We start from the raw sequence: 25,628 nt of genomic DNA on the forward strand, positions 1-25,628 counted from the left end.
GAATTTCCCGTTAGGGAAACTATTAACGTTTGGTGTAGGTAGGAGCCTTGCGGGCGCGCTTGAGGCCTGGCTTCTTGCGTTCCTTGATGCGAGCATCGCGGGTTAGCAGGCTGTACTTACGCAGCATGGACACGTAATCGTGGTTCATTTTCACCAACGCGCGCGCCAAACCCAGTTGGACCGAGTCCACCTGGCCGGTCACACCGCCACCCTTGACGACAACAGTGATGTCGTAGGTGGTCAGTTCCTGGCCGGTAGCTTGCAGAGGTTGGAGAACTTTCTCCATATCACCCATACGGGTGAAATATTCTGCGGCAAGCTTTTCATTGACAACGACTTTTCCGGTGCCATTCATCACACGCACGCGAGCCGTGCTTTCCTTGCGGCGCCCAATACCTTCAAAATACTGAACTGACATCTTCGCCCTGCTCCTTTATGCAACCGACTGCGGGTTCTGGCTTTGATGCGGGTGGTCGCTCCCGACATAGACCTTCAACCGCTTGATCAGCTTGTGGCCGATCTTGTTGTGCGGCAGCATTCCCCAAACCGCGTCCTGGATCACACGATCCGGGTGCCGTTGGAGCTGCTCACGCAGGCTGACGGATTTCAAGCCACCGGGGTAACCAGAATGATGGTGGTACCACTTTTCTTCCATCTGCTGGCTGTTGACTTTCACCTGCCCGGCGTTGACCACAACCACAAAATCACCCATATCGACGCCTGGGGTGTAGGTTGGTTTATGTTTGCCCAGCAGGTAACTGGCGATTTGCGTCGCCAACCGGCCCAGGCCTTCATCCCGCGCGTCCACGAGGATCCATTTACTTTCGGGTTTACCCTTGATCACGAACGTCTTGTCCACGGTCATCTTCTCCACTAGCAGACAAGGTATTAAACCTTTTTTTCCAGTTCCTGCCCATTTTCCGGGTATCGGACTTCGGCCAATTCCAGGCCATTCGGTGCTGCGATCCCGGCAATCTGAACGGTTTGGTGATCGATTCCATCCGCCAATTGCTCCAGGCTCCAGCGCCCCTGAGCCACAGCCACCTGGACGTAGACCAACCGGCGCACCATGTGGTATAGGAAGGCATTCGCGATGATCGTGAATTGCCAACCGTCCCCTTCTGGCTGCCAGAAGGCTCGATGGACCACTCGGATGGTGCTGCCCTTCGGCCGGGTGGGCATTCCAAAGGCTGCAAAATCATGCGAACCTATGAACAATGCCGCTGCGGCGTGAAGACGTTCACCATCCACCGGGGGCCACACCCGCCATTCAAACCGGTCGCGGAGCGGGTTTCGCTCTGGATTGCAGTAAAGCCGGTAATGATAGCAGCGCCAAAGAGCTCCAAAACGGGGATGAAACTCTTCATCTGCCACCTTTACCGCCTTCACTGCCACATCTCCCGGCAGTTCGGCGTTGAGGGCCCTGCCCAACGTTTCGGGTGGGTGATGCCAGTCGAAGTCGACTGCAATCACCTGACCAGAAGCGTGGACCCCGGTATCGGTTCGACCACTGGAGAGGATACTGCGGCCCTGCCAGCCTAGACGCTGTAAAGCCGCTTCTACCTCACCCTGAACCGTGCGGGCCTCTCCCTGGCGTTGATATCCCAGGAAGTCCGTCCCATCGTAGGCAAGAATAATCTGGTAACGTGCCATTCCATTCCGGTTCTGCAAGCCCGGTCTGGACTATTCTTCGACCAGCTCCAAGAGAACCATATCAGCGTTATCGCCCAAACGGGGACCCAACTTCAGGATCCGGGTATACCCGCCGGGACGCGTGCTGAAGCGCGGAGCGATGTCGTCAAAGAGCTTTTTCACCACCACCGGGTCACTGCCCAGACGGGCAGAAACCAGACGGCGGGCGTTGACCTTTTCGATTTCAGTGCCCTTCGCGCTGTTGCGGGCCAGCGTGATCAGACGCTCGGCGTCGCTGCGGATTGACATCGCTTTGGCGCGAGTCGTCGTAATCCGTTCATGCGTGAAGAGCTGGCGGATCATAGTCCGGCGCAATCCTTCGCGTCGGTCCTTACCACCACCAAGTTTGTATCCAGCTACCTGATGTCGCATGTAATCTTACTCCGTAATTTTGTCATCGCGCAGGAAGCCTTTTTCACGCATCTTCTGGCGAAGTTCATCTAAGCTTTTCTCACCAAAGTTGCGGATGGACATAACGGCTTCGTCGCCCTTTTCCAGCAAGTCCAGCACATCGCCCACCGTGGTAATCCCGGTCCGTTTGAGCGAGTTGAACACCCGCACCGACAGATCCAGATTCTCAATGGGGGTTTCGGCGGCTTCACTGGTCAACCGGCTACCCGTTGCTTCCTTTTCGGTTCCGATCACCAGTGTTTCTTCACTGATGCCGGAAATGTAGCGAAGATGATCGATCAGGATCTTCGAGCTCGCACCCAAAGCCTTTTCAGGGGCTACCGTACCGTCGGTCCAGATTTCCAGGGCCAGGCGGTCGTAATTGGTGCTCTGACCAACACGGGCGGAACCCACGTTGTAATTCACACGCTTTACCGGCGTATAAATCGCATCCACAGGAAGTTCGCCAATGGGCAGGCGTCCACTGCGATCGCCAGAAGGCGAATAGCCGCGGCCGCGCTCAACTGTCAGGTCGATTTCCAACCGCGTGCGGCTGTCGTCGACGGTGAACAGATAGAGATCCGGATTGACGATCTCCACCTCAGCCGGTGCCTGGATGTCTGCGGCTGTGACAACGCCTTCACCGCGAACGTCCAGATGCAAGTGTGCTGAATCGGTGTCGTGCAGCATCAGGCGCAGTTGTTTGATCTGCAGCGTGACCTGAATGACATCTTCACGCACACCCGGAATGTCGCTGAACTCGTGCAGTACATCCGAGATCCGGATGGACGTTACCGCTGCCCCTTCAAGGGAAGACAACAGGACACGTCGCAGCGCATTACCCAGGGTGACCCCATAACCCCGTTCGAGCGGGCTGATGACAAACTTGCCGTAGTTGCGAGCCTCAGCTTCGCGTTCGACTTTCGGCGTTACCATGTTACTTAAGGCGCACACGTTTCACCCCTTTCCGATGCACTGGTTTGTATTTCGCACACCGGATCGTTTCAGCACTACCGCGAGTAATACTCAACGATGAGCTGTTCGTTCAGGTTACCGTCGATTTCGGCGCGTTCAGGGCTGCGCAACACACGGCCTGAGATCGTCTTCAGATCGCGGTCGAGCCACGAAGCACACACACGCTTTTCAGCAACATCGGCCAGTTCCTTGAAGTAAGTGGTCTTGCGGGCGCTTTCGTGCAGTGTGATGACATCGCCCTGTCGAAGAATCATCGAGGGGATATCAGCGCGGCGACCGTTGACCAGGAAATGACCGTGATTCACCAATTGGCGAGCCTGGCTGCGATTTTCAGCCAAACCCATGCGGTAGATCACGTTATCAAGACGCATTTCGAGCGTCACCAGCAAAGCCAGGCCGGTCAGACCGGGAGTCTTTCGCGCAATCGCGAAAGTGCGGCGGAACTGGCGTTCCAGAACGCCGTAGACCCGGCGAACCTTCTGCTTGGCGCGCAGTTGGCGGGAATAGTCGGATTCACGCTCACCACCGCGCTGACCGCTCTTCCCGTGTTGACCAGGGGCAAACCCGCGGCGTTCGAAAGCGCACTTGGCGCTGAAGCAACGGGAGCCCTTTAAAAATAGTTTTTCGTTTTCACGCCGGCACAATCTGCATACCGGACCGGTATATCTCGCCATATCTTCCCTTCCTTGATGGTATTAGACGCGGCGTTTCTTAGGAGGCCGGCAGCCGTTATGCGGAACCGGTGTGATATCAGAAATCGAACGCACCCGCATGCCCATGGATTGGACAGCCCGGATGGCGGATTCACGGCCAGGACCAGGACCCTTGACGATCAGGTCGACTTCCTGAATTCCCATATTCTGAGCCGTCTTGATGGCCTGTTCGGCCGCCAGACGAGCTGCAAACGGGGTGCTCTTGCGAGAGCCCTTGAACCCAGCCGAGCCGGAACTGGCCCAGCAGACCGCGTTGCCTTGAATGTCAGTGACAGTCACGATCGTGTTATTGAAAGAGGCAAAGACGTGCACCTGCCCGGAGGACAGTGTGCGCTTTACCTTGCGGACAGTCGTAGTGCGTCGCGCTGAACGTACGTTCTGTGCCATATTCCCTCGCTAAAAAATCTATTTCAGTCCTGCTGAGCGGAAGTTTGGTTTGCAGCCTATCCTGGTCGGGCAGCCGCGGGGCGGAAGGGTCCCCTATTTCCCGGCCAAGAGTCAGCAGCAAATTACTTCTTCGTTGCTCCGCGGCGGCGGCCACGACCGGCCACTGTCTTTTTCGGACCCTTGCAGGTGCGAGCATTGGTGCGCGTGCGCTGGCCATTCACCGGCAAATTATGACGGTGGCGCAGTCCACGATAGCACCCAATCTCGATCAACCGCTTGATGTTCATCTGAACTTCACGACGGAGATCGCCTTCAACCTTATAGTTCTTGGAGATAAACTCACGCACAGCGTTAACGTCGGTCTCGGGCATGTCTTTCACGCGGAGATCCGGGTTCACTTTGGTCGCTGCCAAAATCACCTTGGCGCGAGTCGGGCCAATCCCGAAAATATAGGTTAGAGCAGTCTCGATCCGCTTGTTGCGCGGCAGATCAACGCCTTCAATTCTTGCCATTGGTCATTACCCCTGTCGCTGCTTATGCTTTGGGTTTTCGCAGATCACGTACAACAGACCGTGCCGGCGTACAATTTTGCATTTAGCGCAGCGCCTGCGAATGGATGGTGAAACCTTCATGATTAACTCCTCATCAACAAGTGCAAATCCAGCCAAAGATGCAATTATAACTGCACATTGGCATTTCGTCCAGCACTTTGCCCTTCATCCAGGGTTGTCAGGATATAGGGGCCGTTCTCTGTCACGGCGACTGAGTGTTCGAAATGCCCCGTGAGAGAACCATCGGCTGATTTTACCGTCCACAGATCCGGCATAACCCGGGTCATGGGTGTACCCACCAGCACCATCGGTTCCAACGCGATGGTCATTCCTGATCGCAGTATCAAGCCGCGACCCGGTTGGCCATAATTGGGCACCTGGGGGCCTTCGTGCATTTCACGGCCCACCCCGTGACCGGTGTACTCGCGCGTGACGTAATAGCCGCGGCTTTCCACGTATTGTTGGATGGCGGCGGAAACATCGCCCAGGTGATTGCCCACAACCATTTTGGCAATCCCGGCGTATAAAGCGCCTTCCGTCACTTCCATCAGTTTCCTGGCAGTTTCGGATACTTGCCCCACCCCAAAGGTAATCGCCGAATCCGCAACGAAACCTTCGTATACCGTTCCGCAATCCACGGAGACGATATCGCCCTCTTTCAGCTTGCGCTTACCGGGAATGCCATGAACCAGTTCTTCATTGACACTCACGTTCGTGCTCGCCGGATACGGCGTTGGACCGGGATATCCCTTGAAGGGTGAGTAACATCCGTACTTGCGCAGGACTTCTTCTGCAGCAGCATTCAGATCCGCTGTAGTCGCACCGGGTCGGGCCACCGATTTCGCTGCAGCCAGGGCTTCCGCATTGATGCGTCCCGCCTGGCGCATGATTTCGATTTCCTGAGCCGATTTGATCGTGATCTGACGCTCCCACGACATATTGCATTATCCTTTCTGGATGGCAGCCAGCAAGTCAGCGGTGACTTTATCGATGGCTTGAGTACCGTCCACTTCGCTCAGCAAGCCGCGCTCGCGGTAGTACTCAATCAACGGGCTGGTTTGCTCCAGATAGACGCGGATGCGGCGTTCAACCGTCGCCGGTTGATCGTCCTCGCGTTGAAACAACTCCAGGCCATCCACATCGCACTTGCCAGGGACCTGCGGCGGGTTGAACACCACGTGGTACACATGTCCCTGCCGGCAGGTCCAGCGCCCACTCAGGCGCTTGACCAGTACCTCGCTGGGGACATTGATGTACGGTACGCGGTGCACCGTTCCACCCAGTTCTTTCAGCATCCCCTCCAGGGCGTCTGCCTGAGCGGGCGTGCGTGGAAAACCATCCAGCACGGCCCCGTTCACGCAATCCGGCCGCAGCAGGCGTTCGCGGATCATTGCAATGGTGACGTCGTCCGGCACCAGTTCACCGCGGTTGATGTACCCCTGCGCCATTTTGCCCAGTTCAGTTTCATTTTTCATGTTTTCACGAAAAATGTCGCCTGAGGAGATGTGCGCCAGCTTGAGGCTTTCAGAAATTACCTCAGCCTGCGTGCCTTTGCCAGCTCCGGGAGGTCCCAACAAGACGATATATGTGGTCATTCCTTACCCCTTGATCAGGCTCTCATCGTAACCGTGCAACTTGAGCTCGGTATCGATGATGGTGAAAGTATCGCGCACCACGCCGACCACAATCAGCAGACCGGCAGAGGAGACCAGGAACAACCCCGCCTGGCGGGCACTCACCGGCAGCAGTGCGCCCAAAACATAAGGCAGCACAGCCACGATACCCAGGAAGAAAGCTCCCGGGAAGGTGATGCGACGTTGAACGCGGGTGAGGTACTTCTGAGTCTGGCTGCCAACGGTGACGCCCGGGATCTGAGCGCCCTGTTTCTTCAGGTTATCGCCGTAGTTTTGTTGCGAGAACAGAACATCGGTATAGAAGAAAGTGAATGCAACCACCATCAGGAAGTACAACAGGTAGTACCAGCTATTGCTGCCGCTGAACAGCTTGTAAATCCCATTCATGAGATTGGCCACCCACACCGTCTTCACCTGCAGGAAGAAGCCAGCCACAATGGCAGGGAAAGACAGAATGGATGAAGCAAAGATCAGCGGGATCATGCCTGCCATGTTCACCATCAGCGGAAGGCTGCTGGTAACCGGCATGGACATGCGGTTTCCAACCCGGCGGCCAGGGAACATGACGCGCACGTTCCGGCGGCCTTGTTGGACGTAGACGATTGCAAAAATGACCAACGCCAGGACAACCAGGATGATGAAGATCAACCACCAGTATTGTTGGTCAGAGACAAGGCTTCGGATATGAGTCGGGATCTTTGCAACGATACCGGAGAAGATGATCAATGACAGGCCCTGGTTCGGAATACCGAACTCGGAGATCATTTCACCAATCCAGATACCGATCATCGTTCCCGCCACCATGCTGATCAAGGTCGTCAACGTGGGCAACAGATTGACACCGGTCAAGCCAAAGGTAAAGCTGAGCACCGATGTCCCCTGCGACATTTGGTTGAAGATATTGATCTGGCCAACAGCGGAGAGCAGCGCCATCGGGACGGTCAGGATGACCGTCCAGCGTTCCATCCACTTCTGGCCTTCACGCGGATTATCCTTCAACTTACGTTCGAGAGCCGGAATGATCGGCACGAGCAATTGGAGAATAATCTGCGCTGTGATGTAAGGATAGACGCCCATTGCCAGGATGGAGAAGCTGGAAATGGTGCCGCCGGAGAGGAGGTCCAGCATCCCTAACAGGTTGCCGGCTCCTCCCGCACTGGTCATGATCGAGGCAATCGCTGCGCGATTAACACCCGGGACCGGAATGTTGGCTGCAAAGCGATATGCCACCAGCAGCAACACCGTGATCAGCAGCTTCTTGCGAATATCCTCTGACTTCCACAGGTAACGCCAGGCCGACCGTTTCATATTTGGGTCTCCTCGTCAGAACCGCAAGTCATGCGATGATTTCAACCTTGCCGCCAGCGGCTTCGATCTTGGCGCGGGCGCTCTTGGTGATGCGCTGGACGCGCACCGTCAACGCAACAGCGATTTCGCCGCGCCCGAGCAAAGCTACGGGCCAGGCGGGGTTGTGCAGAAGGTTCTTCTCCGCCAGAACGGCCGGGGTCACTTCACTGTCAGCGGCAAAAGCGTCCAGTTGGTCCAGGTTGATTTCATTAAATTTAACCCGGTTCGGTGGGGTGAAGCCCTCACCACGGATAAACGGCAGGTGGCGATAGAAAGGCAGGTTACCACCCTGACGATACAGGTGGCCGCCTTCGCCCGTGCGCGATGCCTGGCCCTTGGTACCCCGACCGGCGGTTTTACCCTGACCGGCGGAGATACCCTGACCTTTGCGCTTGCGCTCTTTGCGGGCGCCTTCATTGGGCATAAGGTCGTGTAGTTTCATTTCGCTTCCTGTTCCTCGATACGAACCAGATGGTTCACCTTGAGCAGCATGCCCCGCAAGCTTGGGGTATCTGCATGAACCACGGTTTGGTTCATGCGATGAAGGCCCAGCGCGCGGATGGTTTCTTTGTGGCGCGTGGTGTTGCCGATTGGGCTCTTCACCAAGGTGATGCGCAACATTTTGGTCTCGCTCATGTTACGCTTCCTTCCGTGCCCAGAAGGGCAGCAGTTCCTTGACCGGCTTGCCGCGGCGAGCAGCTTCCTGTTCGGGTGTCTTCAACGCCATCAAGGCGTCGAGGGTTGCCTTCACCACATTCAGGGTGTTGGCTGAGCCCAGCGACTTGGTCAAGATATCATGGATGCCAGCAGCTTCGCAGACGGCGCGCACGCCCGATCCGGCGATGACGCCGGTACCGGCGGAAGCCGGTTTGAGCAGCACTTCTGCGCCAGCTACGCGGGCAACGATTTCGTGCGGAATGGTGGTTCCGCTGAGGGCCACCGAACGCATGTTCTTGTGGGCGCGTTCGGTTGCTTTGCGCATCGCATCCGGAACGGCGTTAGCCTTTCCAATTCCGATGCCGATCTTGCCGTTATTGTCACCGGCGACGATGGTCACGCGGAACTGGAAACGGCGGCCGCCCTTTACAACTTTGGCGACGCGGGCGATTTCGATAACACGCTCGTCGTACTGCTGTTCCAGTGGAGTATATTCATTTTCCATAATCCGGCCTCTCTCTTATTCGCCTAAAATTCCAGGCCAGCTTCACGGGCGGCATCTGCCAGGGCTTTGACACGACCGATGTAGCGGAAGCCACCACGATCGAACACCACGGCTTTGATGCCCTTTTCCTGAGCGCGTTGGGCGACTGCTTTGCCCACCAACTTGGCCTGATCGGTTTTGGTCAGACCAGCGGTTTCGGCGCGCAGGGCTTGGTCGATGGTGGAGGCCGAAACCAGCGTGGTACCGGCCGCATCATCGATCACCTGGGCATAGATGTCCGACAGGCTGCGGAACACACTCAGGCGAGGCCGTTCCGGCGTGCCGAGAATGGTTTTGCGGACACGGCTGTGCCGGCGAAGTCTTGATTCTTTACGACTCAACTTTGCCATAGCTCACCTTACTTCTTGCCACCCTTGGCACCCTTACCGGCCTTGCCAGCCTTGCGGCGCACGCGTTCGTCGATGTAACGAATGCCTTTGCCTTTGTAAGGTTCAGGGGGACGAATTTCTCGAATGTTTGATGCAACCTGGCCGACCTGCTCGCGGTCACGGCCAATCACCTTCATCTGATGCGTCTTGGCATCGGCTTCGAAGGTGATGCCATCGGGTGGTTCAACCACAACCGGATGCGAGTAACCGACATAAAGGACCAGATTCTTACCATCCATCTCGGCGCGGTAACCCACGCCATTTACTTCCAGCACCTTGGTAAAACCGGTGCTGACGCCAACCACCATGTTGCTCACCAGCGCGCGAGTGGTGCCGTGAATGGCACGCACCGACGGCGCATCCGAGCTACGGGTGACAATGATCTGCCCATTTTCCAATGCCAGCGACACCGTGGAAAGGAACTGGCGGGTCAATTCGCCCTTGGGGCCCTTGACGCTTAATTCCTGTCCGTTGATGTTCACTGTAACACCGGCCGGGACATTCACTGGCATGCGACCAATTCGGGACACAGTCCTACCTCCTCTTTACCCTGTTGGTTACCAGACCTTGCAAAGAACTTCGCCGCCAACACCTAACTGGCGAGCGCGCTTGCCGGTCATGACACCCTTCGGGGTAGACAAGATCGCAATCCCCATGCCCGAAAGCACCCAGGGGATGTCCTGCTTGCGGGAATAAACGCGCCGGCCGGGACGGCTGATGCGTTCCAAACCAGTGATAACCGACTGCTTCTGGCGGCGTTCGCCGACATATTTCAGCTTGATGCGCAAGCTGGGCAGTTGATTTTCACCATCGATCATTTCAAAGCTTTCAATGAACCCTTCTTCCTTCAAGATCCGGGCAATTTCGGCCTTGATCTTGGAGCTGGGCATCGCCACCAAAGACTGGCTGGTGATGACACCATTCCGGATGCGGGTTAACATATCAGCAATAGGATCATTCACACTCATGTCCTAACCTCCGGATGGCGCTACCAGGAAGACTTGGTTACGCCGGGGATTTGTCCCTTGAGGGCCAATTCCCTGAAGCAAATACGACACAGACCAAAACGGCGCATATATCCACGCGGGCGGCCGCAGATCCGACAGCGATTGCGGACCTGGGTTGGGTACTCGCGACGCTGTTCACGATAAGACATGCACTTTTTTGCCATACTATCCCTTTCTGAATGGCATGCCGAGCATCTGCAGCAGCATGGTGGCCTGATCATCGGACTGCGCAGTGGTGACGATGGTGATTTCCAGACCGCGAACCTTATCGACCTTGTCGAATTCGATTTCGGGGAAGATCACCTGCTCGCGCAGACCCAGGGTGTAGTTACCACGGCCATCGAACGCCTCGGCTGACACACCGCGGAAGTCGCGCACGCGCGGCAACACGATGTTCATCAGGCGATCGAGAAACGACCACATGCGGTCGCCCCGCAGGGTGACCATTGCGCCGATGGCGCGCCCTTCGCGCAACTTAAAGTTGGCGATGGACTTGCGCGCCTTGGTGACCACGGGTTTTTGACCCGTGATGGCGCTCATGTCGGCAACCGCTGCTTCCAGTGCCTTGGGGTTGTCCATGGCTTCGCCCAGGCCAATGTTGACCACAACCTTCTGGATACGCGGAATTTGCATTACGTTATCCAGGTTGAGGCCCTTCATCAAAGCCGGAGCAACTTCGTTCTGATAGAGTTCTTTCAACTTGTTCATCTTCAAGTTCTCCAGCGGCCCTACGCGTCAATCAACGCGTCGCACTTTTTGCAAATCCGCTGCCGGCCTTCACCCGTCAGGCTGATGCCAACACGGGTCAATTTGCCGCACTTGGGGCACACCAGCATCACATTGGAAATGTGAACGGGGGCTTCAAAGCGGACCTTGCCGGGCGAAACGGTGCGACCCTGAGACTGGACCTGGCGCTGGTGCTTGGTGCGCATATTGACACCCTGCACAACTACACGACCGTCATCGGGTGAAACTTTGATGACTTCGCCGCGTTTGCCACGGTCTTCTTCGCGACCGCAAATGACTTCAACGGTATCACCTTTATGTATCTTCAATTTCATGGCTTCGCTCCTGCTCCCTCTGCCCCTAGATGACTTCTGGAGCCAGAGAAATAATTTTCATGAAACCTTTTTCACGCAGCTCACGAGCCACCGGTCCAAAGATACGGGTACCCTTGGGATTCTGACCATCAGCATCCAGGATGACAGCCGCATTGTCGTCGAAGCGAATGATCGAGCCATCGGTGCGGCGCCATTCTTTGGCGCAGCGAACGATGACGGCCTTCACAACTTCGCTCTTTTTCACCGAACCCTGCGGCGCGGCGGACTTGACGCTTGCAACGACGACATCGCCGACATGGGCGTAACGGCGGGTGGAGCCACCCATGATGTGGATGACCAGAAGCTCGCGGGCGCCAGTGTTATCAGCGACCTTGATCCGAGTTTCCGACTGAATCATCGTTACGCTCCTTCCTCGATCGTATCGACGATCAGCTTGCCCTCGTGTTTGAGGATGGCTTCAACCACCCAGCGCTTGTCGCGGGAAAGCGGGCGGCTTTCGACGATCTGAACTTCGTCGCCGATCTGGCAACCGAGTTCGTCGTGCGCTTTTACATGACCATGGGTGTGAACCACCTTACCGTACAGCGGGTGGCGGTACGTGCGGGAGATCTCGACTACCACGGTCTTCATCATTTTGTTGCTGGTAACGATACCAGTCAAACGACGCCGATCATTCATTTTGCACCTTCTCGCGAAGCCGCCAGTTCGCGCTCGCGCAGGATGGTTTCCAGCGTGGCGATCAGACGGCGAGTCTGCTTGAGACGGCTGGTATCCGTCAACTGGCCGGTCACCACCTGAAAGCGCAAGTTCATATACTCATGCCGAGTATCGCTCAACTGCGCCTTCAATTCTTCGTTCGATTTCAGCCGAATTTCTGCGAGTTTCATTCTCGTTCTCCCGCCCGATCAGCACGGGCAATCACTTTCGTCCGAATGGAGAACTTGTAAGCGGCCTGGTGAAGGCATTCAACCGCCTCATCGTGGTCCAAACCGCCGACTTCGAACATGATCCGGCCGGGGCGAACAACAGCCACCCAATACTCCACAGCGCCTTTGCCTTTACCCATACGAGTTTCGGGTGGGCGATGGGTGTAGGGTTTGTCCGGGAAAATCCGGATCCACAACTTTCCATGGCGACGCATCGCGCGCACGATTGTGCGGCGGGCGGCCTCGATTTGGCGAGCAGATACCCAGCCCGGCTCTAGAGCCTGTAAGGCGTATTCACCATACACCATGGCTGCGCCGCGCAGGACCTTGCCCGTCATTCGGCCACGCTGTTGCTTGCGCCACTTTACACGTTTTGGCATCAACATAGCAGCTACCTCTTCAATATTTCCTGAGCTATTGCCCAGCGCAGTATCTTACTCGCTGACGTACACGCCTTCGGTCGATTCGACCTTTTCTTCGACAGCGGTCACAACGTTGCCTTTATAAACCCATACTTTGACGCCAATGCGACCATATTGGGTTAGGGCTTCGCCGCGGGCGAAATCGATATCAGCGCGCAAAGTTTGCAGCGGAACGCGGCCTTCGCGCAGCCAGACGCTGCGGGCCATTTCAGCGCCGCTCAAGCGACCGGCGACTTCGATCTTGATGCCCAGGGCGCCCTGGCGCATGGCCTGCTGTAACGCGCGTTTCATGGCGCGGCGGTAGGCAATGCGACGTTCGATCTGTCCGGCGATGTTCATCGCCACCAGATAGGCATCGCAATCCGGCGATTTGATCTCTTTGATCTCGAGATCGATCTTCTTACCCAGCATGGCTTCCAGATCCACACGGATTTTCTTGACACTGTCGCCCTTGCGGCCGATCAGAATGCCAGGTTTGGCGGTGTGGACGATCACCTTGACCTTCCCGGGGAAGCGTTCAACTTCCACGCGAGAAACGCCCGCTTTTTCAGCAGCCCTGTGGATCAGTTTGCGGATCTCAATATCCTGAATGAGCTGATCAGAGTACTGGCTGCCCTCAGCGTACCACCGCCCTTCCCAGGGCTGGTGCACGCCGAGACGAAATCCAATCGGATGAACTTTACGACCCATAATTTCTCCTGGTGTCTCGTTTCAAAACCCAAGCTTTCCTCAGGTCGATTGCTATGCCCGTTCGCGAAGAACAACGGTGATATGCGAAGCGCGCCGCAGAATCGGGCGGAAGCGGCCCCGTGCGCCAAACCGGCGCCATTTGCGGGTGGGGGCCTCGTCTGCCATGATCTGGTACACGACAAGATCATCGCGGCTGACCCCGAAATTTTCCTCAGCGTTTGCAACAGCCGATGCCACCAGCTTGTAAATGGTGGGCGCAGCCGCGCGCGGCAGGAATTTCAGCGTGGTCAGAGCTTGTACAGCCGGCTTCCCGCGAACCAGGTCAATCACCAGGCGAACCTTCTGGGCGGATTGGCCACAGTTTTTTAATTCAGCACGGATATCGGTTGCCATGGCTTACTTTCCCTTCGTCGACTTTTCAGAAGCGGCATGACCGCGGAAATGGCGCGTGGGAGCAAATTCGCCAAGCCGATGACCCACCATATTCTCAGTAATGTAGATCGGCACGTGCCGCCGGCCGTCATGCACGGCGATTGTGTGACCCAACATCTGAGGGAAGATGGTGCTTGCGCGGCTCCAGGTGCGGAGCACTTTCTTTTCGCCGCGGGCATTCATCGCTTCGATTTTTTTCAAGAGCTTGATGGCTACAAACGGCCCTTTTTTTAACGATCGTGACATTAGAACGTCCCTCTTTCTCGGTTACCTACCGGTGACCATCGATTACCGGCTGCCGGCATTACGGCGGCGAACGATAAACTTGTCAGTCTGCTTGTTGTTGCGGGTTTTATATCCGCGCGTAGGCTTGCCCCACGGACTCTTCGGGCTCGGCATACCAGCAGGTTGACGACCTTCACCACCACCGTGGGGATGATCCCGCGGACTCATCGCAGTACCACGTACGGTCGGGCGAATGCCCATGAGGCGTTTGCGGCCCGCTTTACCAAGTTTGATGTTGCTGTGTTCCAGGTTGCCCACCTGTCCGATGGTGGCGTAGCATACCTGGCGAACCAGGCGAACTTCGCCGGAAGGCAGGCGCAATTGAGCGTAATCGCCTTCTTTTGCCAGCAACTGGGCTGCAGCGCCAGCCGAGCGCACCAATTGACCGCCGCGACCTTGCTGCAGTTCGATGTTGTGGATCATGGTGCCAACTGGGATGTTGGTAATCGGCAGGCTGTTGCCGGGGCGAATTTCGGCCTGCGGACCGGTCAGGATGGTATCACCCACCTTGAGGCCGAGCGGGGCCAGAATGTAGCGTTTTTCGCCATCGACGTAGACCACCAGCGCCAGGCGCGCGGTGCGGTTTGGATCATATTCGATCGCCGCAATCTTGCCCGGGATGTTGATCTTGTTGCGCTTGAAATCGACCGTGCGGATGTACTGGCGAACGCCGCTGCCCTGATGGCGAACGGTTATCCGACCGTACATATTGCGGCCACCCATGGAGCGGCGAATGGTGATCAGGCTGCGCTCGGGGCGGCTCTTGGTGATTTCTTCGAAGCTGTACCCGGTCTTATTGCGCTGGCCGGGAGTAATTGGTTTGTAGACTTTGATACCCATTATTCCACCCCTTCAAAGATCGGAATTCGGTCTTCGGGCGCCAGGGTAACAATCGCCTTCTTGAAACCAGCGTTGCGAACCGCAAGCCGGCGGCTGCGTGCGCGACGGGTGCGCTTGGCGGTAACGTTGATCACATTCACGCGCAGTACCGTCACTTCGAACAGCGTTTCTACCGCATCCTTGATCAGGGTTCGATTGGCATCTTCTGCCACTTCAAACACATACTGATGCAGGCGATTGGCCTGGAAATTGGACTTTTCAGTCACCAGCGGGCGGCGGAGTACTTCGTAAATCGTGCTCATGGCTCTCTCCTACCTATCCCAGGTTGGTCTGGATTACGTCCAACACAGACAGCGGCAGAACAATCTTGTCGAACTGCAGCAGGTCATGGACGTTGAGATATCCGGCCATCAAAATCTTGGCATCCGGAATATTTTGGGTGGAACGGATCACATCCGTATAGGCTTCCTTCGCCGGGATCAGGATCAAAGCGCTGGCATCACCCACCAGGGTATTGAGCGCTTTGGCCATCAACCGGGTTTTGGGCTCAGAAACCTTCAATTCATCCACCACAACAATGGCTGAATCCGACGCCTTCGCCGAAAGAGCCGAGCAGAGCGCAGCGCGGCGCATCTTGCGGGGCATGGCCAGGGCGTAAGAATGGGGGTGCGGAGTGTGAATATCACCGCCGCCTACCCAATGCGGGGCCCGCGTGGAACCCTGACGAGCACGGCCGGTTCCCTTTTGTTTGAAAGGTTTGCGGCCACCGCCAGAGACTTCACTGCGGGTTTTCGTATCGTGAGTGCCCAGACGGGCATTCGTCAATTGACGAACGTGTGCCTGGTGCATCAGATCGACATCGATCAGGGCTTCGAAAATCGCAGGCGGAAGTTCCACCGTGCTGACCTTCTGACCCTCCATGTTCAAGACATCAACTTCCATAGTATTCGCTCCCTCAGTCCCAGTTCCCCGGTTACTGTTTGCGCGCTTCATTGATCAGCACCAGGCCGCCGCGTGCGCCAGGGACTGCACCGCGGACCCCGATCAAATTTCGCTCGGTATCCACGAGTACAACTTTGAGGCTCTGCGAAGTGACTCGGTCATCGCCCATATGACCAGGTCTGTGAGAACCCTTATATACACGACCGGGGGTAGTGGTCGAGCCGTTGGAACCCGGCCCACGCAAGCGGTCAGATTGACCGTGGGTCTTGGGTCCGCCGTGGAAGTGATAGCGCTTGACACCACCCGCGAAGCCTTTACCTTTACTGGTGCCTATAACATCAACGCGCTCCCCAAGCCCGAAAACCGACACCGTTACCTTGTCGCCTTCTTTGACGTCAGGGGTTTTGGTGTGGAATTCGCGCAGGAAGCGCATCGGAGGCAGGTCAAGGTTATTGCGTTTGAGATGGCCCAATTCGCCGCCGGTCAGGCGTTTTGGCTTCACCTCATCGAAACCCAACTGCACAGCCAGATAACCATCGTTTTCGGGCGTGCGAATCTGGGTAACGTAGCATGGCCCAGCTTCGATGAGCGTAACAGGAATTGCCACGCCGGATTCATCGAAAATCTGGGTCATGCCGATTTTCTTGCCGATCAGCCCTTTGAACATATCTCGGTTTTCTCCTTCAAAGATTTGGTCCTGGGACTGTCAACCTGGGCTTGGTTGCATCATCCCTTTTCGGCGGCACAGTCAACCGGTTTGCTGCGACACTGCGTTTTGTTGGTCTGCTTGCAAAACCGTTCTTGCGCTGCCTGAGTTATCGGGTGTAAACCCGCAACCTTTCTAGTATAATCGACAAACTTACTTTCGCCAAGGGTAACCTGGCGTTTTCGAAAAGTCTCTCATCCGCGTGCAAGGCGGTCGATTGGCTATTTCAACCAATCAACCGCCTTACTTGCGGATGCGGATCAAATGAACCGCTGAGAGTGGCTAGATCTTGATCTCGATATCGACGCCTGCGGGCAGGTTGAGCCGCATGAGCATGTCAATGGTCTTGGAATCGGGATCCAACACATCAATCATCCGATTGTGGGTGCGAATCTCGAAGTGCTCATGTGAGTCTTTATCGATAAAAGTCGAACGGCGAACCGTGAATTTCTCGATTTTGGTAGGCAATGGTACTGGGCCAACCACACGAGCGCCGCTGCGTTCCGCTGTCTCAACAATCCGCTTGGCAGATTGATCGAGTACGCGGTGATCATACGCCTTCAAACGAATCCGAATCCGCTGCTTAGCCATTTCTATCCACCTAATCCAAAATCTTGGTGATGACACCAGCGCCGACGGTCAGGCCGCCTTCGCGAATAGCGAACTTTGAGCCCTGCTCCAACGCCACCGGCACGATCAGTTCCACCGTCATGTTCACGTTGTCGCCCGGCATGACCATTTCCACGCCTTCCGGCAGTTCGATGTCGCCCGTCACGTCCATCGTGCGGATGTAGAACTGCGGCCGATATCCCTTGAAGAACGGCTTGTGGCGTCCGCCTTCGTCCTTCTTCAATACGTACACCTGCGCCAGGAACTTGCGGTGCGGCGTGATGCTGCCCGGTTTGGCCACCACCTGCCCGCGTTCCACGTCCGTGCGCTCGATGCCGCGCAGCAGCAGACCAATGTTGTCACCGGCCATGCCTTCGTCCAGCAGCTTGTGGAACATTTCCACACCCGTCACCACCGACGCGCGGCTCTTTTCCTGCAAGCCCACGATTTCAACCGGCTCGCCCACCTTGACCTTGCCGCGTTCCACACGACCCGTCACCACCGTGCCACGACCCTTGATCGAGAACACGTCTTCGATCGGCATCATGAACGGCTTGTCCAGCTCGCGCGGAGGCTCCGGAATGTACTCGTCCACCACCCGCATCAACTCTTTGATGCAGGCGTATTCCGGCGCGTCCGGATCCGTCGAGGTGCTCTCCAACGCCTTCAATGCGCTGCCGCGCACGATCGGCGTCTCGTCGCCCGGGAACCCGTAACCGTCCAGCATTTCACGCAGTTCCATCTCCACCAGTTCCAGCAGTTCCGGATCGTCCATCTGGTCGGTCTTGTTCAGGAACACCACGATCGACGGCACTTCCACCTGCCGCGCCAGCAACACGTGCTCGCGCGTTTGCGGCATCGGGCCGTCCGGGGCGGCTACCACCAGAATGGCGCCATCCACCTGCGCCGCACCCGTGATCATGTTCTTGATGTAATCGCGGTGACCCGGCATGTCCACGTGGGCATAGTGCCGCTTGTCGGTCTGGTATTCGACGTGCGCAATGTTGATCGTGATACCGCGCGCTTTCTCTTCCGGCGCGTTGTCAATCGAATCATAAGCGCGGTAATCTGCCATGCCGCGTAACGAACACCACTTCGTGATCGCCGCCGTCAGTGTGGTCTTGCCATGGTCAATATGGCCCATGGTGCCAATGTTCAAATGCGGCTTGCTGCGGTCAAATTTCTGCTTCGCCATTGGAACAATCTCCCTTGAAAAATTTCCCTTCGTAAAAACTAATCGTTAGCGATTCAGGATCTTTTCTGCCACCGAAGCCGGCACCGGAGCGTAATGATCGAACTCCATGGTGAATACCCCGCGGCCCTGCGTCGCTGAACGCAGATCGGTTGCATAGCCAAACATCTCGGCCATTGGAACCTGGGCATGTGCAGCTTGAGCATTTGCCGGACGCATCTCGGTGCCCTCGATCAACGCCCTGCGGGCGCTCAATTGACCGAGCACATCGCCCAGATATTCATTTGGCATTGAGACTTCCACCTTCATGATGGGTTCGAGCAATACCGGAGCGCCCTTCTGGAAACCTTCCTTGAAGGCAAAGATGGCTGCCATTTTGAAAGCCATTTCAGAAGAGTCGACTTCGTGATAAGAACCATCCGTCAAGGTGACTTTGATGTCGGTTACCGGATACCCTGCCAACACACCCGTCTCGGTGGCTTCTTTGACGCCTTTTTCCACAGCCGGGATGTATTCCCTCGGGATTGCTCCGCCGACGATCTTGTTCTCGAAAATAACGCCTGAACCGGGTTCACCCGGGACCATATCGAAAACGACATGCCCGTATTGGCCGTGACCGCCGGTTTGCTTGGCGTATTTATAGTTGACTTTTATAGCGGGTCGGGTGATTGTCTCACGATAGGAAACCCGCGGACGGCCGATATTGGCCTGCACGCGGAATTCACGCAGCATGCGATCCACGATGATATCCAGGTGGAGTTCGCCCATACCGGAGATAATCGTCTGACCGGTGGTTTCATCCGTTCGAACCCGGAAGGTGGGATCCTCTTCCGACAGGCGGTGAAGCGCCTCGTCCATCTTTTCCTGATCGGCAGTCGTCTTGGGTTCGATCGCCACAGAGATGACCGGTTCAGGGAAGGTGATGTTTTCCAACACCACGGGCGATTTTTCGAGGCAGAGCGTATCGCCGGTGAAGCTTTCCTTCAGGCCCAGCACTGCGCCAATATCGCCAGCCAGCACCTCGGTCACATCCTCGCGGCGGTCAGCGTACATTCGCAGCAAGCGGCCGATGCGTTCGCGGCGGCCCTTGACCGAGTTGTACACCATTTCGCCCTGCACGACCTTCCCGGAATAAACCCGGAAGTATGCCAGACGACCGACGTAAGGATCCGTGACAATCTTGAAGACCAACGCAGCCAGAGGTGCATCGTCGTCGGTCGGGCATTCGACTTCGCTGTCATCGGAAGGTCGGATTCCACGCGCTGGTGGAATATCAACCGGCGAAGGCAGATAATCGATTACCGCATCCAAGACGGGCTGGACGCCTTTGTTGCGCAGGGATGAACCGCAAAATACCGGCGAGGCTTTGTAGGCAATCACTGCTTTACGCAAAGCTGCTTTGAGCTCGTCAACCGTGATTGTTTCGCCTTCCAGGTATTTGACGATCAAATCGTCATCGTTCTCGGCGATCTTTTCGACCAGTTCACCCCGCCGGGTTTCGGCTTCTTCGCGAAGTTCATCCGGGATCTCGGCAAAACGCGGCTCGCGGCCCTGTTCGTCTTCCCAGTAGATGGCCTGCATGGTCAGCAGGTCCACCGCTCCGCGGAAACCCGCTTCGCTGCCGATCGGAATTTGCATGGGGAGAGGGTTTGCGCCAAGACGATGGCGGATCGATTCGATCGTCCGATCGTAGGAAGCGCCCACCCGATCCATCTTGTTGACGAAGCAGATGCGTGGAACACCATACCGATCCGCCTGTCGCCAGACGGTTTCGCTCTGCGGTTCCACACCCTGAACGGCGTCGAAGACGACCACCCCACCATCCAAAACGCGCAATGAGCGTTGGACTTCGGCGGTGAAGTCGATGTGCCCAGGGGTATCGATCACGTTGATCTGGTAGCCCTTCCATTCAGCGGAAACGGCCGCAGACACAATTGTGATGCCCCGTTCACGTTCCTGAGCCATCCAATCCGTTACGGTGGTACCGTCGTCAACTGAGCCAATCCGGTACGTTTTACCGGTATAGAAAAGAATACGCTCAGTCGTCGTGGTCTTGCCAGCGTCGATATGAGCTATGATGCCGATATTTCGGTACCGCTCTAGCGGAAAATTACGAGCCATCATACACCTATAATGCTTTCACCAACCTGATTACAGGCGGTAATGCGAGAAGGCCCGGTTGGCTTCTGCCATTTTGTGGGTCTCTTCGCGTTTGCGAACCGCAGTTCCCTGGTTGTTGGAAGCATCGAGAATCTCGGCGGAAAGCTTTTCCGAGAAGGATTTTCCGGTACGAGCCCGTGCGGCATCGATGATCCAGCGCATGGCCAAGGCCATCCGTCGGTCAGTCGGGACTTCCATAGGAACCTGATAGGTAGCGCCACCGACGCGGCGGGGGCGGACTTCCATCACAGGCCCGACATTTTTGAGCGCCAGCTCAAGAACATCGATAGGATCACGGCCGGATTTCTCTTTCACGATATCCATGGCCCCGTACATCATACGCATAGCCGTGCTCTTCTTGCCGCGGCGCATAATATGATGCACAAAGGTTTGGAGATAAATATTGTTGTAACGAAAATCGAGTGGGGTGACCCGCTTTTCTGGAGTAGTACGACGCATTAAACTTCTCCAAGTGAAGGACTAAAGAACAGAATTATTTCTTGGCTTTCTTGGAACCATACTTCGAGCGCGCCTGTCCACGCTTGGCAACGCCGGTGGTATCCAAGGTACCGCGAACGATATGGTACCGCACGCCTGGCAGGTCTTTGACACGACCGCCGCGAACCAAAACAACCGAGTGCTCCTGAAGCTGGTGGCCTTCACCGGGGATGTAGGCCGTAACTTCGATGCCGTTGGTCAGGCGCACACGAGCGATCTTGCGCAGCGCTGAATTCGGTTTCTTAGGAGTCATGGTGCGGACCACAGTGCAAACACCACGTTTCTGCGGCGCGCCGGCTTCCTGCATGGTACGGCGCTGTTTCACTGTGTTCATCGTGAATTGCAGCGCAGGGGCCTTGCTCTTGGCCTTCTTGGTCTCTCGACCCTTGCGGATCAACTGATTGATTGTGGGCACTTTCTTTCGCCTCCGAATAGTGAACTTGCTTCAGTTTTGCCTTAGTTTCCCAAGCAGTGAGGCCATCGCCAGCAATGATGGCCTCACCTTGTGTCCATGAGAATTACGAATGGTAAGGGCAACGAAAGGCGATTATATCATCAGGGTAAAGGAGCGTCAAGAATTTCCGTCCTTACCCAATGTCGCCAAAATCTTCACCCAGGCCCAGCAAACCGGTCTCCAACTTTGGCGGGTGAATTCGTTCTTCATCTTTGCCGAAGCGGATGACCTCATCATTTTCAATGACGGCTTCCACTGCCAAACCCAGACTTTGCAGTTCCTTCACCAGCACGCGGAACGCGGCCGGCAGGCTGGGCTCTTCAATGGGATCGCCCTTGACAATGGCTTCATAGGTCGCCACGCGGCCCTGCACATCGTCGGACTTGACGGTGAGCATTTCCTGCAGGGTATAAGCCGCGCCGTAGGCTTCCAAAGCCCACACTTCCATTTCACCAAAGCGCTGGCCGCCGAATTGAGCCTTGCCGCCCAGCGGCTGCTGGGTCACCAGGCTGTACGGGCCGGTCGAGCGCGCGTGAACTTTGTCTTCGACCAGGTGGTGCAACTTGAGCATGGTCATCACGCCCACAGTCACCGGTTGGTCGTAGGTCGAGCCGGTCTTTCCATCGCGCAGGCGTTGCTTGCCCAACAACGGCATCGGAATGCCCGTGCGGTTCGTGCAGCCTTCGGCAACCGTCCGTAGATCGGCGTCGCTGACCGCTTTAATGTCTTCATCCATATCTGTGAGCCACAGGCGCAGGCAGGCTGTGACCGCGTTCTGGTCGACTGCCTGAAGTTGCGGAGAGCCAATCATCGCTGATTCGAAGCGCAGCAGATCATTTGGCACATATCCGTTGACCTTCAACCATTTCTCAAGCACGATGCGGCGTGCGTAGGTCTGATCGGTGGATAGACGGGAAAGATCGCAATCTTGATCTGCCAGCCACTGTTCCAGATACAACAGACGAACTTCATCATCATCCTTGATGGTCTCGGGATCGTAATCCTGGTCCTTTAGCCATTCCCAGGCCTGATCGACCGCATACTTCCAGGCGCGGTCCATCATCCAGGCGCGGGCCAGTTCGGATTCGATTTCGGTTTCGTTGGTGCCGTCGAAGACGGGCGTGATGGCGCGGAAACCCATGCGCAGCGCCGCCCAACCCAGGTGAACTTCGAGCACCTGGCCGATGTTCATACGCCCTGGAACACCCAGCGGATTGAGAATGATATCGATGGGCGTGCCGTCATCCATGAAAGGCATATCTTCGACCGAGATGACGCGCGAGACAACGCCCTTGTTGCCGTGCCGGCCAGCCATCTTGTCGCCGGCGGTGAGCTTGCGCAACTGCGCCACCGAGACCCGCACCATCATATCCACGCCGGCGGAAAGATCCGAATTATCTTCGCGGGTGAATACCTTGACATCCACAACCTTACCGCGTTCGCCGTGCGGCATGCGCAGCGAGGTATCCTTCACGTCGCGGCTCTTCTCACCGAAGATGGCGCGCAGCAGACGTTCTTCAGGGGTCAGCTCTTTTTCACCTTTAGGGGTGATCTTGCCGACCAGAATGTCGTTTGGGCCGACTTCGGCACCGATGCGGATGATGCCATGTTCGTCCAGGTCCTTGATGGCGTCTTCACCCACGTTGGGGATATCCCGGGTGATTTCTTCCGGACCCAGGCGGGTGTCACGGGCTTCGATTTCATACTTCTCGATGTGCACGGAAGTGAAACGATCGTCTTCCACCAGGCGCTCGGAGATCAAAATTGCGTCTTCGAAGTTGCCGCCTTCCCAGGAAACGAACGCGACCGTCACGTTCTGGCCGAGGGCCAGATTGCCGCGCACCGTGGAGGACGAATCCGCCAGGATGTCGCCCTTATGAATGCGCTGGCCCTTGGTCACTGCGGGCCGCTGGTCGATGCACGTGCTCTGATTCGAGCGTTGGTACTTGCGCAGGTTGTACGTGCGCAGCCCTTTTTCAGTCCGCACGGTGATCTGGCGGCCGGTTACCGACAACACTTCGCCGTCTTCCTCGGCCACAATCACCTGCCCCGAATCGATGGCGGCATAGGCTTCCATACCCGTCGAAACGGTCGGAATGTCCGGCTCGATCAACGGAACGGCCTGCGCCTGCATGTTCGAGCCCATCAAAGCGCGGTTGGCATCGTCATGCTCGAGGAAGGGGATCAATGCGGCACTGATACCCACAACCTGGTGGGGTGCCACATCCATATAGTTGATGCTGTCGACCGTCGACACAATGAAATCGGAATGGTGGCGGCAGGAAATGCGCTCGGCGTCCATTTCGTAATATTCATTGAGCGGGGTATTGGCCTGAGCGATGACGAACTTGTCTTCAGCATCGGCGGAGAGATATTCGACTTCGTCAGAAACGAAGGGAGTCACAAAAATGGAAGCCCGGTCGAGCTGCTGGATGGCCGGCAGCATCTTGCTGGTGATGCGCTCATCTTTGCGTACGATCACTTCACCGGTCTCGGTATTGGTCAGGTCCTCGCGAACCTTGCGATTTTCCAGGCGTGGATCATTGCTGGACAGGGTGCGCAGGACGCGGCGGTAAGGCGTCTCGATGAAGCCATACTCGTTGACGCGCGCGTAAGAGGCCAGACGGCCGATCAAACCAATGTTCGGGCCTTCCGGAGTCTCGATAGGGCAAATGCGGCCGTAGTGCGAATGGTGGACATCGCGCACATCGAAACCGGCGCGCTCGCGGCGCAGGCCGCCCGGACCCAAAGCCGAAAGGGTACGCTTGTGGCGTAATTCGGCCAGCGGGTTGGTTTGGTCCATGAACTGCGAGAGCTGGCTGGAACCGAAGAACTCACGCAGGGCTGCCACCACTGGGCGGATGTTGATCAGGCTGACCGGAGAAACCTGGTCCTGATCGCGAATGGACATGCGCTCTTTGATGACGCGTTCCATGCGGCGCAGGCCGATCCGCAGCTTGTTCTGGATGAGTTCACCCACCGTCTTCACCCGGCGGTTGCCGAGGTGGTCGATGTCATCCTTATCCTCTTTTTCATTATTAATGAGGATCATGCGGCGCAGCAGATAGACCACATCCCAGGCCGTGACGGTCCGGTGGGATACCGGAATTTTGTCGGTCAAATCCAGTTTCTGGTTCAGCTTGTAACGACCCACGCGTTCCAGGTCGTAATGGCGCTGATCGAAGAGTTGTTCCTCCAGGAACTGGCGGGCATTCTCCAGCGTAGCGGGATCGCCCGGGCGCATGCGTTTGAAGAATTCCAGCAGTGCGGCTTCGGCGATGGTGATGCCACCGCTCAGGTCCCAGACAGGTTCCTGGCGCAAGGTCGAGGCGATCAACTGGCGATCGGGATTATTGTCCACGTCCTGGAAGAGCGCAATCAGCTCCTCATCGGAACCTTCCTTGATCGGCGAATCGGCCAGGCCATCATCGATGGCGGCCAGCGCGCGCAGGAAAATCGTGATCGGAACGGTGCGCTTGCGGTTGAACTTGAGGATGAGATAATCGTTCTTGCGGGTCTCGAATTCCATCCACGCGCCGCGATCAGGGATCAATTTGGCCATGGCCAGGCGATGCCCGGTCGCGCGATCCACAGGCGCTTCGAAATACACACCCGGAGAACGAATGAGCTGCGAAACAACAACCCGCTCCGTACCATTAATGATGAACGTTCCCTTATCGGTCATCTCCGGGAAATCACCCAAAAAGATGTCCGATTTAACCGGTTCTGCAATTTCAGGACCGGCCAACAAGACAGAAACATAGAGTGGGCTAGCATAGGTCTGATCCCGTTCGATGCACTCGTCGACCGAATGCTTCGGATCTGAGAACCAGTATTTCAAGCCCCACTGCTTCGCTTCCGGCGAATTACCCGGAAAAAACAGTTTCATGCCTTTGTTGTACGATTCGATCGGTGATACTTCGTCGAATAGGTCCGCCAATCCTTCTGATTTCAACCGCTTGAACGAATCGAGTTGAACCTCAATCAGGTCAGGCAGATCAAAAACGACCGGGATACGAGCGTAATTCTTCGTCGGCAAAACAGATGGCATATCTTTCTCCTGGTTTTTTTGCCCGGCAGGGAAAAAGAATCTTAATAAAAACGAAGATAAGCGCTATAAGCGCA

General features: G+C 56.5%; 38 protein-coding genes. All 38 read right to left on the minus strand.

Annotated features, from left to right (window positions below; all coding sequences use genetic code 11):
- Window positions 1-22: 22 nt before the first annotated feature.
- The 38 genes from rpsI to rpoB all read right to left on the minus strand — a co-directional run bounded on the left by rpsI (window position 23) and on the right by rpoB (window position 25,554).
- Entirely contained in the window at window positions 23-418 is a 396-nt protein-coding gene (gene rpsI / locus LARV_RS15455; RefSeq protein ID WP_075074478.1) for a 30S ribosomal protein S9, read from the minus strand.
- Window positions 419-433: 15 nt separating this feature from the next.
- Window positions 434-865, minus strand: a complete 432-nt coding sequence (gene rplM / locus LARV_RS15460) for a 50S ribosomal protein L13 (RefSeq protein WP_075074479.1) — start codon at window positions 863-865, stop codon at window positions 434-436.
- A gap of 23 nt (window positions 866-888) precedes the next feature.
- A complete protein-coding gene (gene truA, locus LARV_RS15465) occupies window positions 889-1,653 on the minus strand; it encodes a tRNA pseudouridine(38-40) synthase TruA (RefSeq protein WP_075074480.1) in 765 nt (254 codons plus the stop codon).
- A 30-nt stretch (window positions 1,654-1,683) separates the two neighbouring features.
- Window positions 1,684-2,064 carry a 50S ribosomal protein L17 gene (rplQ, locus tag LARV_RS15470; RefSeq protein ID WP_075074481.1) on the minus strand — a complete coding sequence of 127 codons (381 nt, stop codon included), beginning with the start codon at window positions 2,062-2,064 and terminating at the stop codon, window positions 1,684-1,686.
- A 6-nt stretch (window positions 2,065-2,070) separates the two neighbouring features.
- Window positions 2,071-3,018: a DNA-directed RNA polymerase subunit alpha gene (locus LARV_RS15475; protein WP_075074482.1), complete on the minus strand. Its 948-nt coding sequence runs from the start codon at window positions 3,016-3,018 to the stop codon at window positions 2,071-2,073.
- A gap of 74 nt (window positions 3,019-3,092) precedes the next feature.
- The gene (rpsD, locus tag LARV_RS15480; RefSeq protein WP_075074483.1) at window positions 3,093-3,731 is read right to left on the minus strand and encodes a 30S ribosomal protein S4; all 639 of its coding nucleotides are present in this window, start codon (window positions 3,729-3,731) and stop codon (window positions 3,093-3,095) included.
- Window positions 3,732-3,752: 21 nt separating this feature from the next.
- A complete protein-coding gene (gene rpsK, locus LARV_RS15485) occupies window positions 3,753-4,157 on the minus strand; it encodes a 30S ribosomal protein S11 (protein ID WP_075074484.1) in 405 nt (134 codons plus the stop codon).
- Window positions 4,158-4,279: 122 nt separating this feature from the next.
- Entirely contained in the window at window positions 4,280-4,669 is a 390-nt protein-coding gene (gene rpsM / locus LARV_RS15490; protein ID WP_075074485.1) for a 30S ribosomal protein S13, read from the minus strand.
- A gap of 6 nt (window positions 4,670-4,675) precedes the next feature.
- Window positions 4,676-4,789 (minus strand): 50S ribosomal protein L36, encoded by a 114-nt coding sequence (gene rpmJ, locus LARV_RS15495; protein WP_075074486.1) that lies wholly within the window; start codon window positions 4,787-4,789, stop codon window positions 4,676-4,678.
- Window positions 4,790-4,833: 44 nt separating this feature from the next.
- Window positions 4,834-5,646 (minus strand): type I methionyl aminopeptidase, encoded by an 813-nt coding sequence (map, locus tag LARV_RS15500; RefSeq protein ID WP_075074487.1) that lies wholly within the window; start codon window positions 5,644-5,646, stop codon window positions 4,834-4,836.
- Between the two features lie 6 nt (window positions 5,647-5,652).
- Entirely contained in the window at window positions 5,653-6,303 is a 651-nt protein-coding gene (locus LARV_RS15505; RefSeq protein WP_075074488.1) for an adenylate kinase, read from the minus strand.
- 3 nt (window positions 6,304-6,306) lie between these two features.
- Window positions 6,307-7,650, minus strand: coding sequence for a preprotein translocase subunit SecY (gene secY, locus LARV_RS15510; protein ID WP_075074489.1), 1,344 nt, complete (start codon window positions 7,648-7,650; stop codon window positions 6,307-6,309).
- Between the two features lie 28 nt (window positions 7,651-7,678).
- A complete protein-coding gene (gene rplO / locus LARV_RS15515) occupies window positions 7,679-8,131 on the minus strand; it encodes a 50S ribosomal protein L15 (RefSeq protein WP_075074490.1) in 453 nt (150 codons plus the stop codon).
- Window positions 8,128-8,325 (minus strand): 50S ribosomal protein L30, encoded by a 198-nt coding sequence (rpmD, locus tag LARV_RS15520; RefSeq protein ID WP_075074491.1) that lies wholly within the window; start codon window positions 8,323-8,325, stop codon window positions 8,128-8,130. The genes rplO and rpmD overlap by 4 nt, the downstream gene beginning before the upstream one ends.
- A gap of 1 nt (window position 8,326) precedes the next feature.
- On the minus strand, window positions 8,327-8,851 hold the full coding sequence (gene rpsE / locus LARV_RS15525; protein WP_152031821.1) for a 30S ribosomal protein S5: 525 nt from the start codon (window positions 8,849-8,851) through the stop codon (window positions 8,327-8,329).
- A gap of 23 nt (window positions 8,852-8,874) precedes the next feature.
- On the minus strand, window positions 8,875-9,240 hold the full coding sequence (rplR, locus tag LARV_RS15530; RefSeq protein WP_075074493.1) for a 50S ribosomal protein L18: 366 nt from the start codon (window positions 9,238-9,240) through the stop codon (window positions 8,875-8,877).
- 8 nt (window positions 9,241-9,248) lie between these two features.
- The gene (gene rplF, locus LARV_RS15535; protein WP_075074494.1) at window positions 9,249-9,809 is read right to left on the minus strand and encodes a 50S ribosomal protein L6; all 561 of its coding nucleotides are present in this window, start codon (window positions 9,807-9,809) and stop codon (window positions 9,249-9,251) included.
- Between the two features lie 27 nt (window positions 9,810-9,836).
- Window positions 9,837-10,247: a 30S ribosomal protein S8 gene (gene rpsH / locus LARV_RS15540; RefSeq protein ID WP_075074495.1), complete on the minus strand. Its 411-nt coding sequence runs from the start codon at window positions 10,245-10,247 to the stop codon at window positions 9,837-9,839.
- 20 nt (window positions 10,248-10,267) lie between these two features.
- Complete coding sequence (locus LARV_RS15545; RefSeq protein ID WP_075074496.1) at window positions 10,268-10,450, minus strand: type Z 30S ribosomal protein S14; 183 nt, start codon at window positions 10,448-10,450, stop codon at window positions 10,268-10,270.
- Between the two features lies 1 nt (window position 10,451).
- Window positions 10,452-10,994: a 50S ribosomal protein L5 gene (gene rplE, locus LARV_RS15550; protein ID WP_075074497.1), complete on the minus strand. Its 543-nt coding sequence runs from the start codon at window positions 10,992-10,994 to the stop codon at window positions 10,452-10,454.
- 20 nt (window positions 10,995-11,014) lie between these two features.
- Complete coding sequence (rplX, locus tag LARV_RS15555) at window positions 11,015-11,347, minus strand: 50S ribosomal protein L24 (RefSeq protein WP_075074498.1); 333 nt, start codon at window positions 11,345-11,347, stop codon at window positions 11,015-11,017.
- Between the two features lie 25 nt (window positions 11,348-11,372).
- On the minus strand, window positions 11,373-11,744 hold the full coding sequence (gene rplN / locus LARV_RS15560) for a 50S ribosomal protein L14 (RefSeq protein WP_075074499.1): 372 nt from the start codon (window positions 11,742-11,744) through the stop codon (window positions 11,373-11,375).
- Between the two features lie 2 nt (window positions 11,745-11,746).
- The gene (gene rpsQ / locus LARV_RS15565) at window positions 11,747-12,025 is read right to left on the minus strand and encodes a 30S ribosomal protein S17 (RefSeq protein WP_075074500.1); all 279 of its coding nucleotides are present in this window, start codon (window positions 12,023-12,025) and stop codon (window positions 11,747-11,749) included.
- Window positions 12,022-12,234, minus strand: coding sequence for a 50S ribosomal protein L29 (rpmC, locus tag LARV_RS15570; RefSeq protein ID WP_075074501.1), 213 nt, complete (start codon window positions 12,232-12,234; stop codon window positions 12,022-12,024). Before rpmC ends, rpsQ begins: the two co-directional genes overlap by 4 nt.
- Complete coding sequence (gene rplP / locus LARV_RS15575; RefSeq protein WP_075074502.1) at window positions 12,231-12,659, minus strand: 50S ribosomal protein L16; 429 nt, start codon at window positions 12,657-12,659, stop codon at window positions 12,231-12,233. The genes rpmC and rplP overlap by 4 nt, the downstream gene beginning before the upstream one ends.
- 48 nt (window positions 12,660-12,707) lie before the next feature.
- On the minus strand, window positions 12,708-13,385 hold the full coding sequence (rpsC, locus tag LARV_RS15580; RefSeq protein ID WP_075074503.1) for a 30S ribosomal protein S3: 678 nt from the start codon (window positions 13,383-13,385) through the stop codon (window positions 12,708-12,710).
- A gap of 51 nt (window positions 13,386-13,436) precedes the next feature.
- Window positions 13,437-13,778 carry a 50S ribosomal protein L22 gene (rplV, locus tag LARV_RS15585; protein WP_075074504.1) on the minus strand — a complete coding sequence of 114 codons (342 nt, stop codon included), beginning with the start codon at window positions 13,776-13,778 and terminating at the stop codon, window positions 13,437-13,439.
- Between the two features lie 3 nt (window positions 13,779-13,781).
- Window positions 13,782-14,063 (minus strand): 30S ribosomal protein S19, encoded by a 282-nt coding sequence (gene rpsS / locus LARV_RS15590; RefSeq protein ID WP_075074505.1) that lies wholly within the window; start codon window positions 14,061-14,063, stop codon window positions 13,782-13,784.
- A 42-nt stretch (window positions 14,064-14,105) separates the two neighbouring features.
- Window positions 14,106-14,942 carry a 50S ribosomal protein L2 gene (gene rplB / locus LARV_RS15595; RefSeq protein WP_075074506.1) on the minus strand — a complete coding sequence of 279 codons (837 nt, stop codon included), beginning with the start codon at window positions 14,940-14,942 and terminating at the stop codon, window positions 14,106-14,108.
- Window positions 14,942-15,244, minus strand: coding sequence for a 50S ribosomal protein L23 (gene rplW / locus LARV_RS15600; protein WP_075074507.1), 303 nt, complete (start codon window positions 15,242-15,244; stop codon window positions 14,942-14,944). The genes rplB and rplW overlap by 1 nt, the downstream gene beginning before the upstream one ends.
- A gap of 13 nt (window positions 15,245-15,257) precedes the next feature.
- On the minus strand, window positions 15,258-15,884 hold the full coding sequence (gene rplD, locus LARV_RS15605) for a 50S ribosomal protein L4 (RefSeq protein WP_075074508.1): 627 nt from the start codon (window positions 15,882-15,884) through the stop codon (window positions 15,258-15,260).
- A 31-nt stretch (window positions 15,885-15,915) separates the two neighbouring features.
- Window positions 15,916-16,551, minus strand: coding sequence for a 50S ribosomal protein L3 (gene rplC / locus LARV_RS15610; protein WP_075074509.1), 636 nt, complete (start codon window positions 16,549-16,551; stop codon window positions 15,916-15,918).
- Window positions 16,552-16,872: 321 nt separating this feature from the next.
- Entirely contained in the window at window positions 16,873-17,181 is a 309-nt protein-coding gene (gene rpsJ / locus LARV_RS15615) for a 30S ribosomal protein S10 (protein ID WP_075074510.1), read from the minus strand.
- Between the two features lie 10 nt (window positions 17,182-17,191).
- Window positions 17,192-18,394, minus strand: coding sequence for an elongation factor Tu (gene tuf, locus LARV_RS15620; protein WP_075072481.1), 1,203 nt, complete (start codon window positions 18,392-18,394; stop codon window positions 17,192-17,194).
- 45 nt (window positions 18,395-18,439) lie between these two features.
- Window positions 18,440-20,512 carry an elongation factor G gene (fusA, locus tag LARV_RS15625; protein ID WP_075074511.1) on the minus strand — a complete coding sequence of 691 codons (2,073 nt, stop codon included), beginning with the start codon at window positions 20,510-20,512 and terminating at the stop codon, window positions 18,440-18,442.
- A 30-nt stretch (window positions 20,513-20,542) separates the two neighbouring features.
- Complete coding sequence (rpsG, locus tag LARV_RS15630) at window positions 20,543-21,010, minus strand: 30S ribosomal protein S7 (RefSeq protein ID WP_075074512.1); 468 nt, start codon at window positions 21,008-21,010, stop codon at window positions 20,543-20,545.
- A gap of 34 nt (window positions 21,011-21,044) precedes the next feature.
- Window positions 21,045-21,464 carry a 30S ribosomal protein S12 gene (rpsL, locus tag LARV_RS15635; RefSeq protein WP_075074513.1) on the minus strand — a complete coding sequence of 140 codons (420 nt, stop codon included), beginning with the start codon at window positions 21,462-21,464 and terminating at the stop codon, window positions 21,045-21,047.
- A 172-nt stretch (window positions 21,465-21,636) separates the two neighbouring features.
- Window positions 21,637-25,554, minus strand: coding sequence for a DNA-directed RNA polymerase subunit beta (gene rpoB / locus LARV_RS15640; RefSeq protein WP_075074514.1), 3,918 nt, complete (start codon window positions 25,552-25,554; stop codon window positions 21,637-21,639).
- Window positions 25,555-25,628: the final 74 nt, after the last annotated feature.

Origin of the sequence: Longilinea arvoryzae (assembly GCF_001050235.1) — a bacterium.
In the GTDB taxonomy this organism is placed as follows: Bacteria; Chloroflexota; Anaerolineae; order Anaerolineales; family Anaerolineaceae; genus Longilinea; species Longilinea arvoryzae.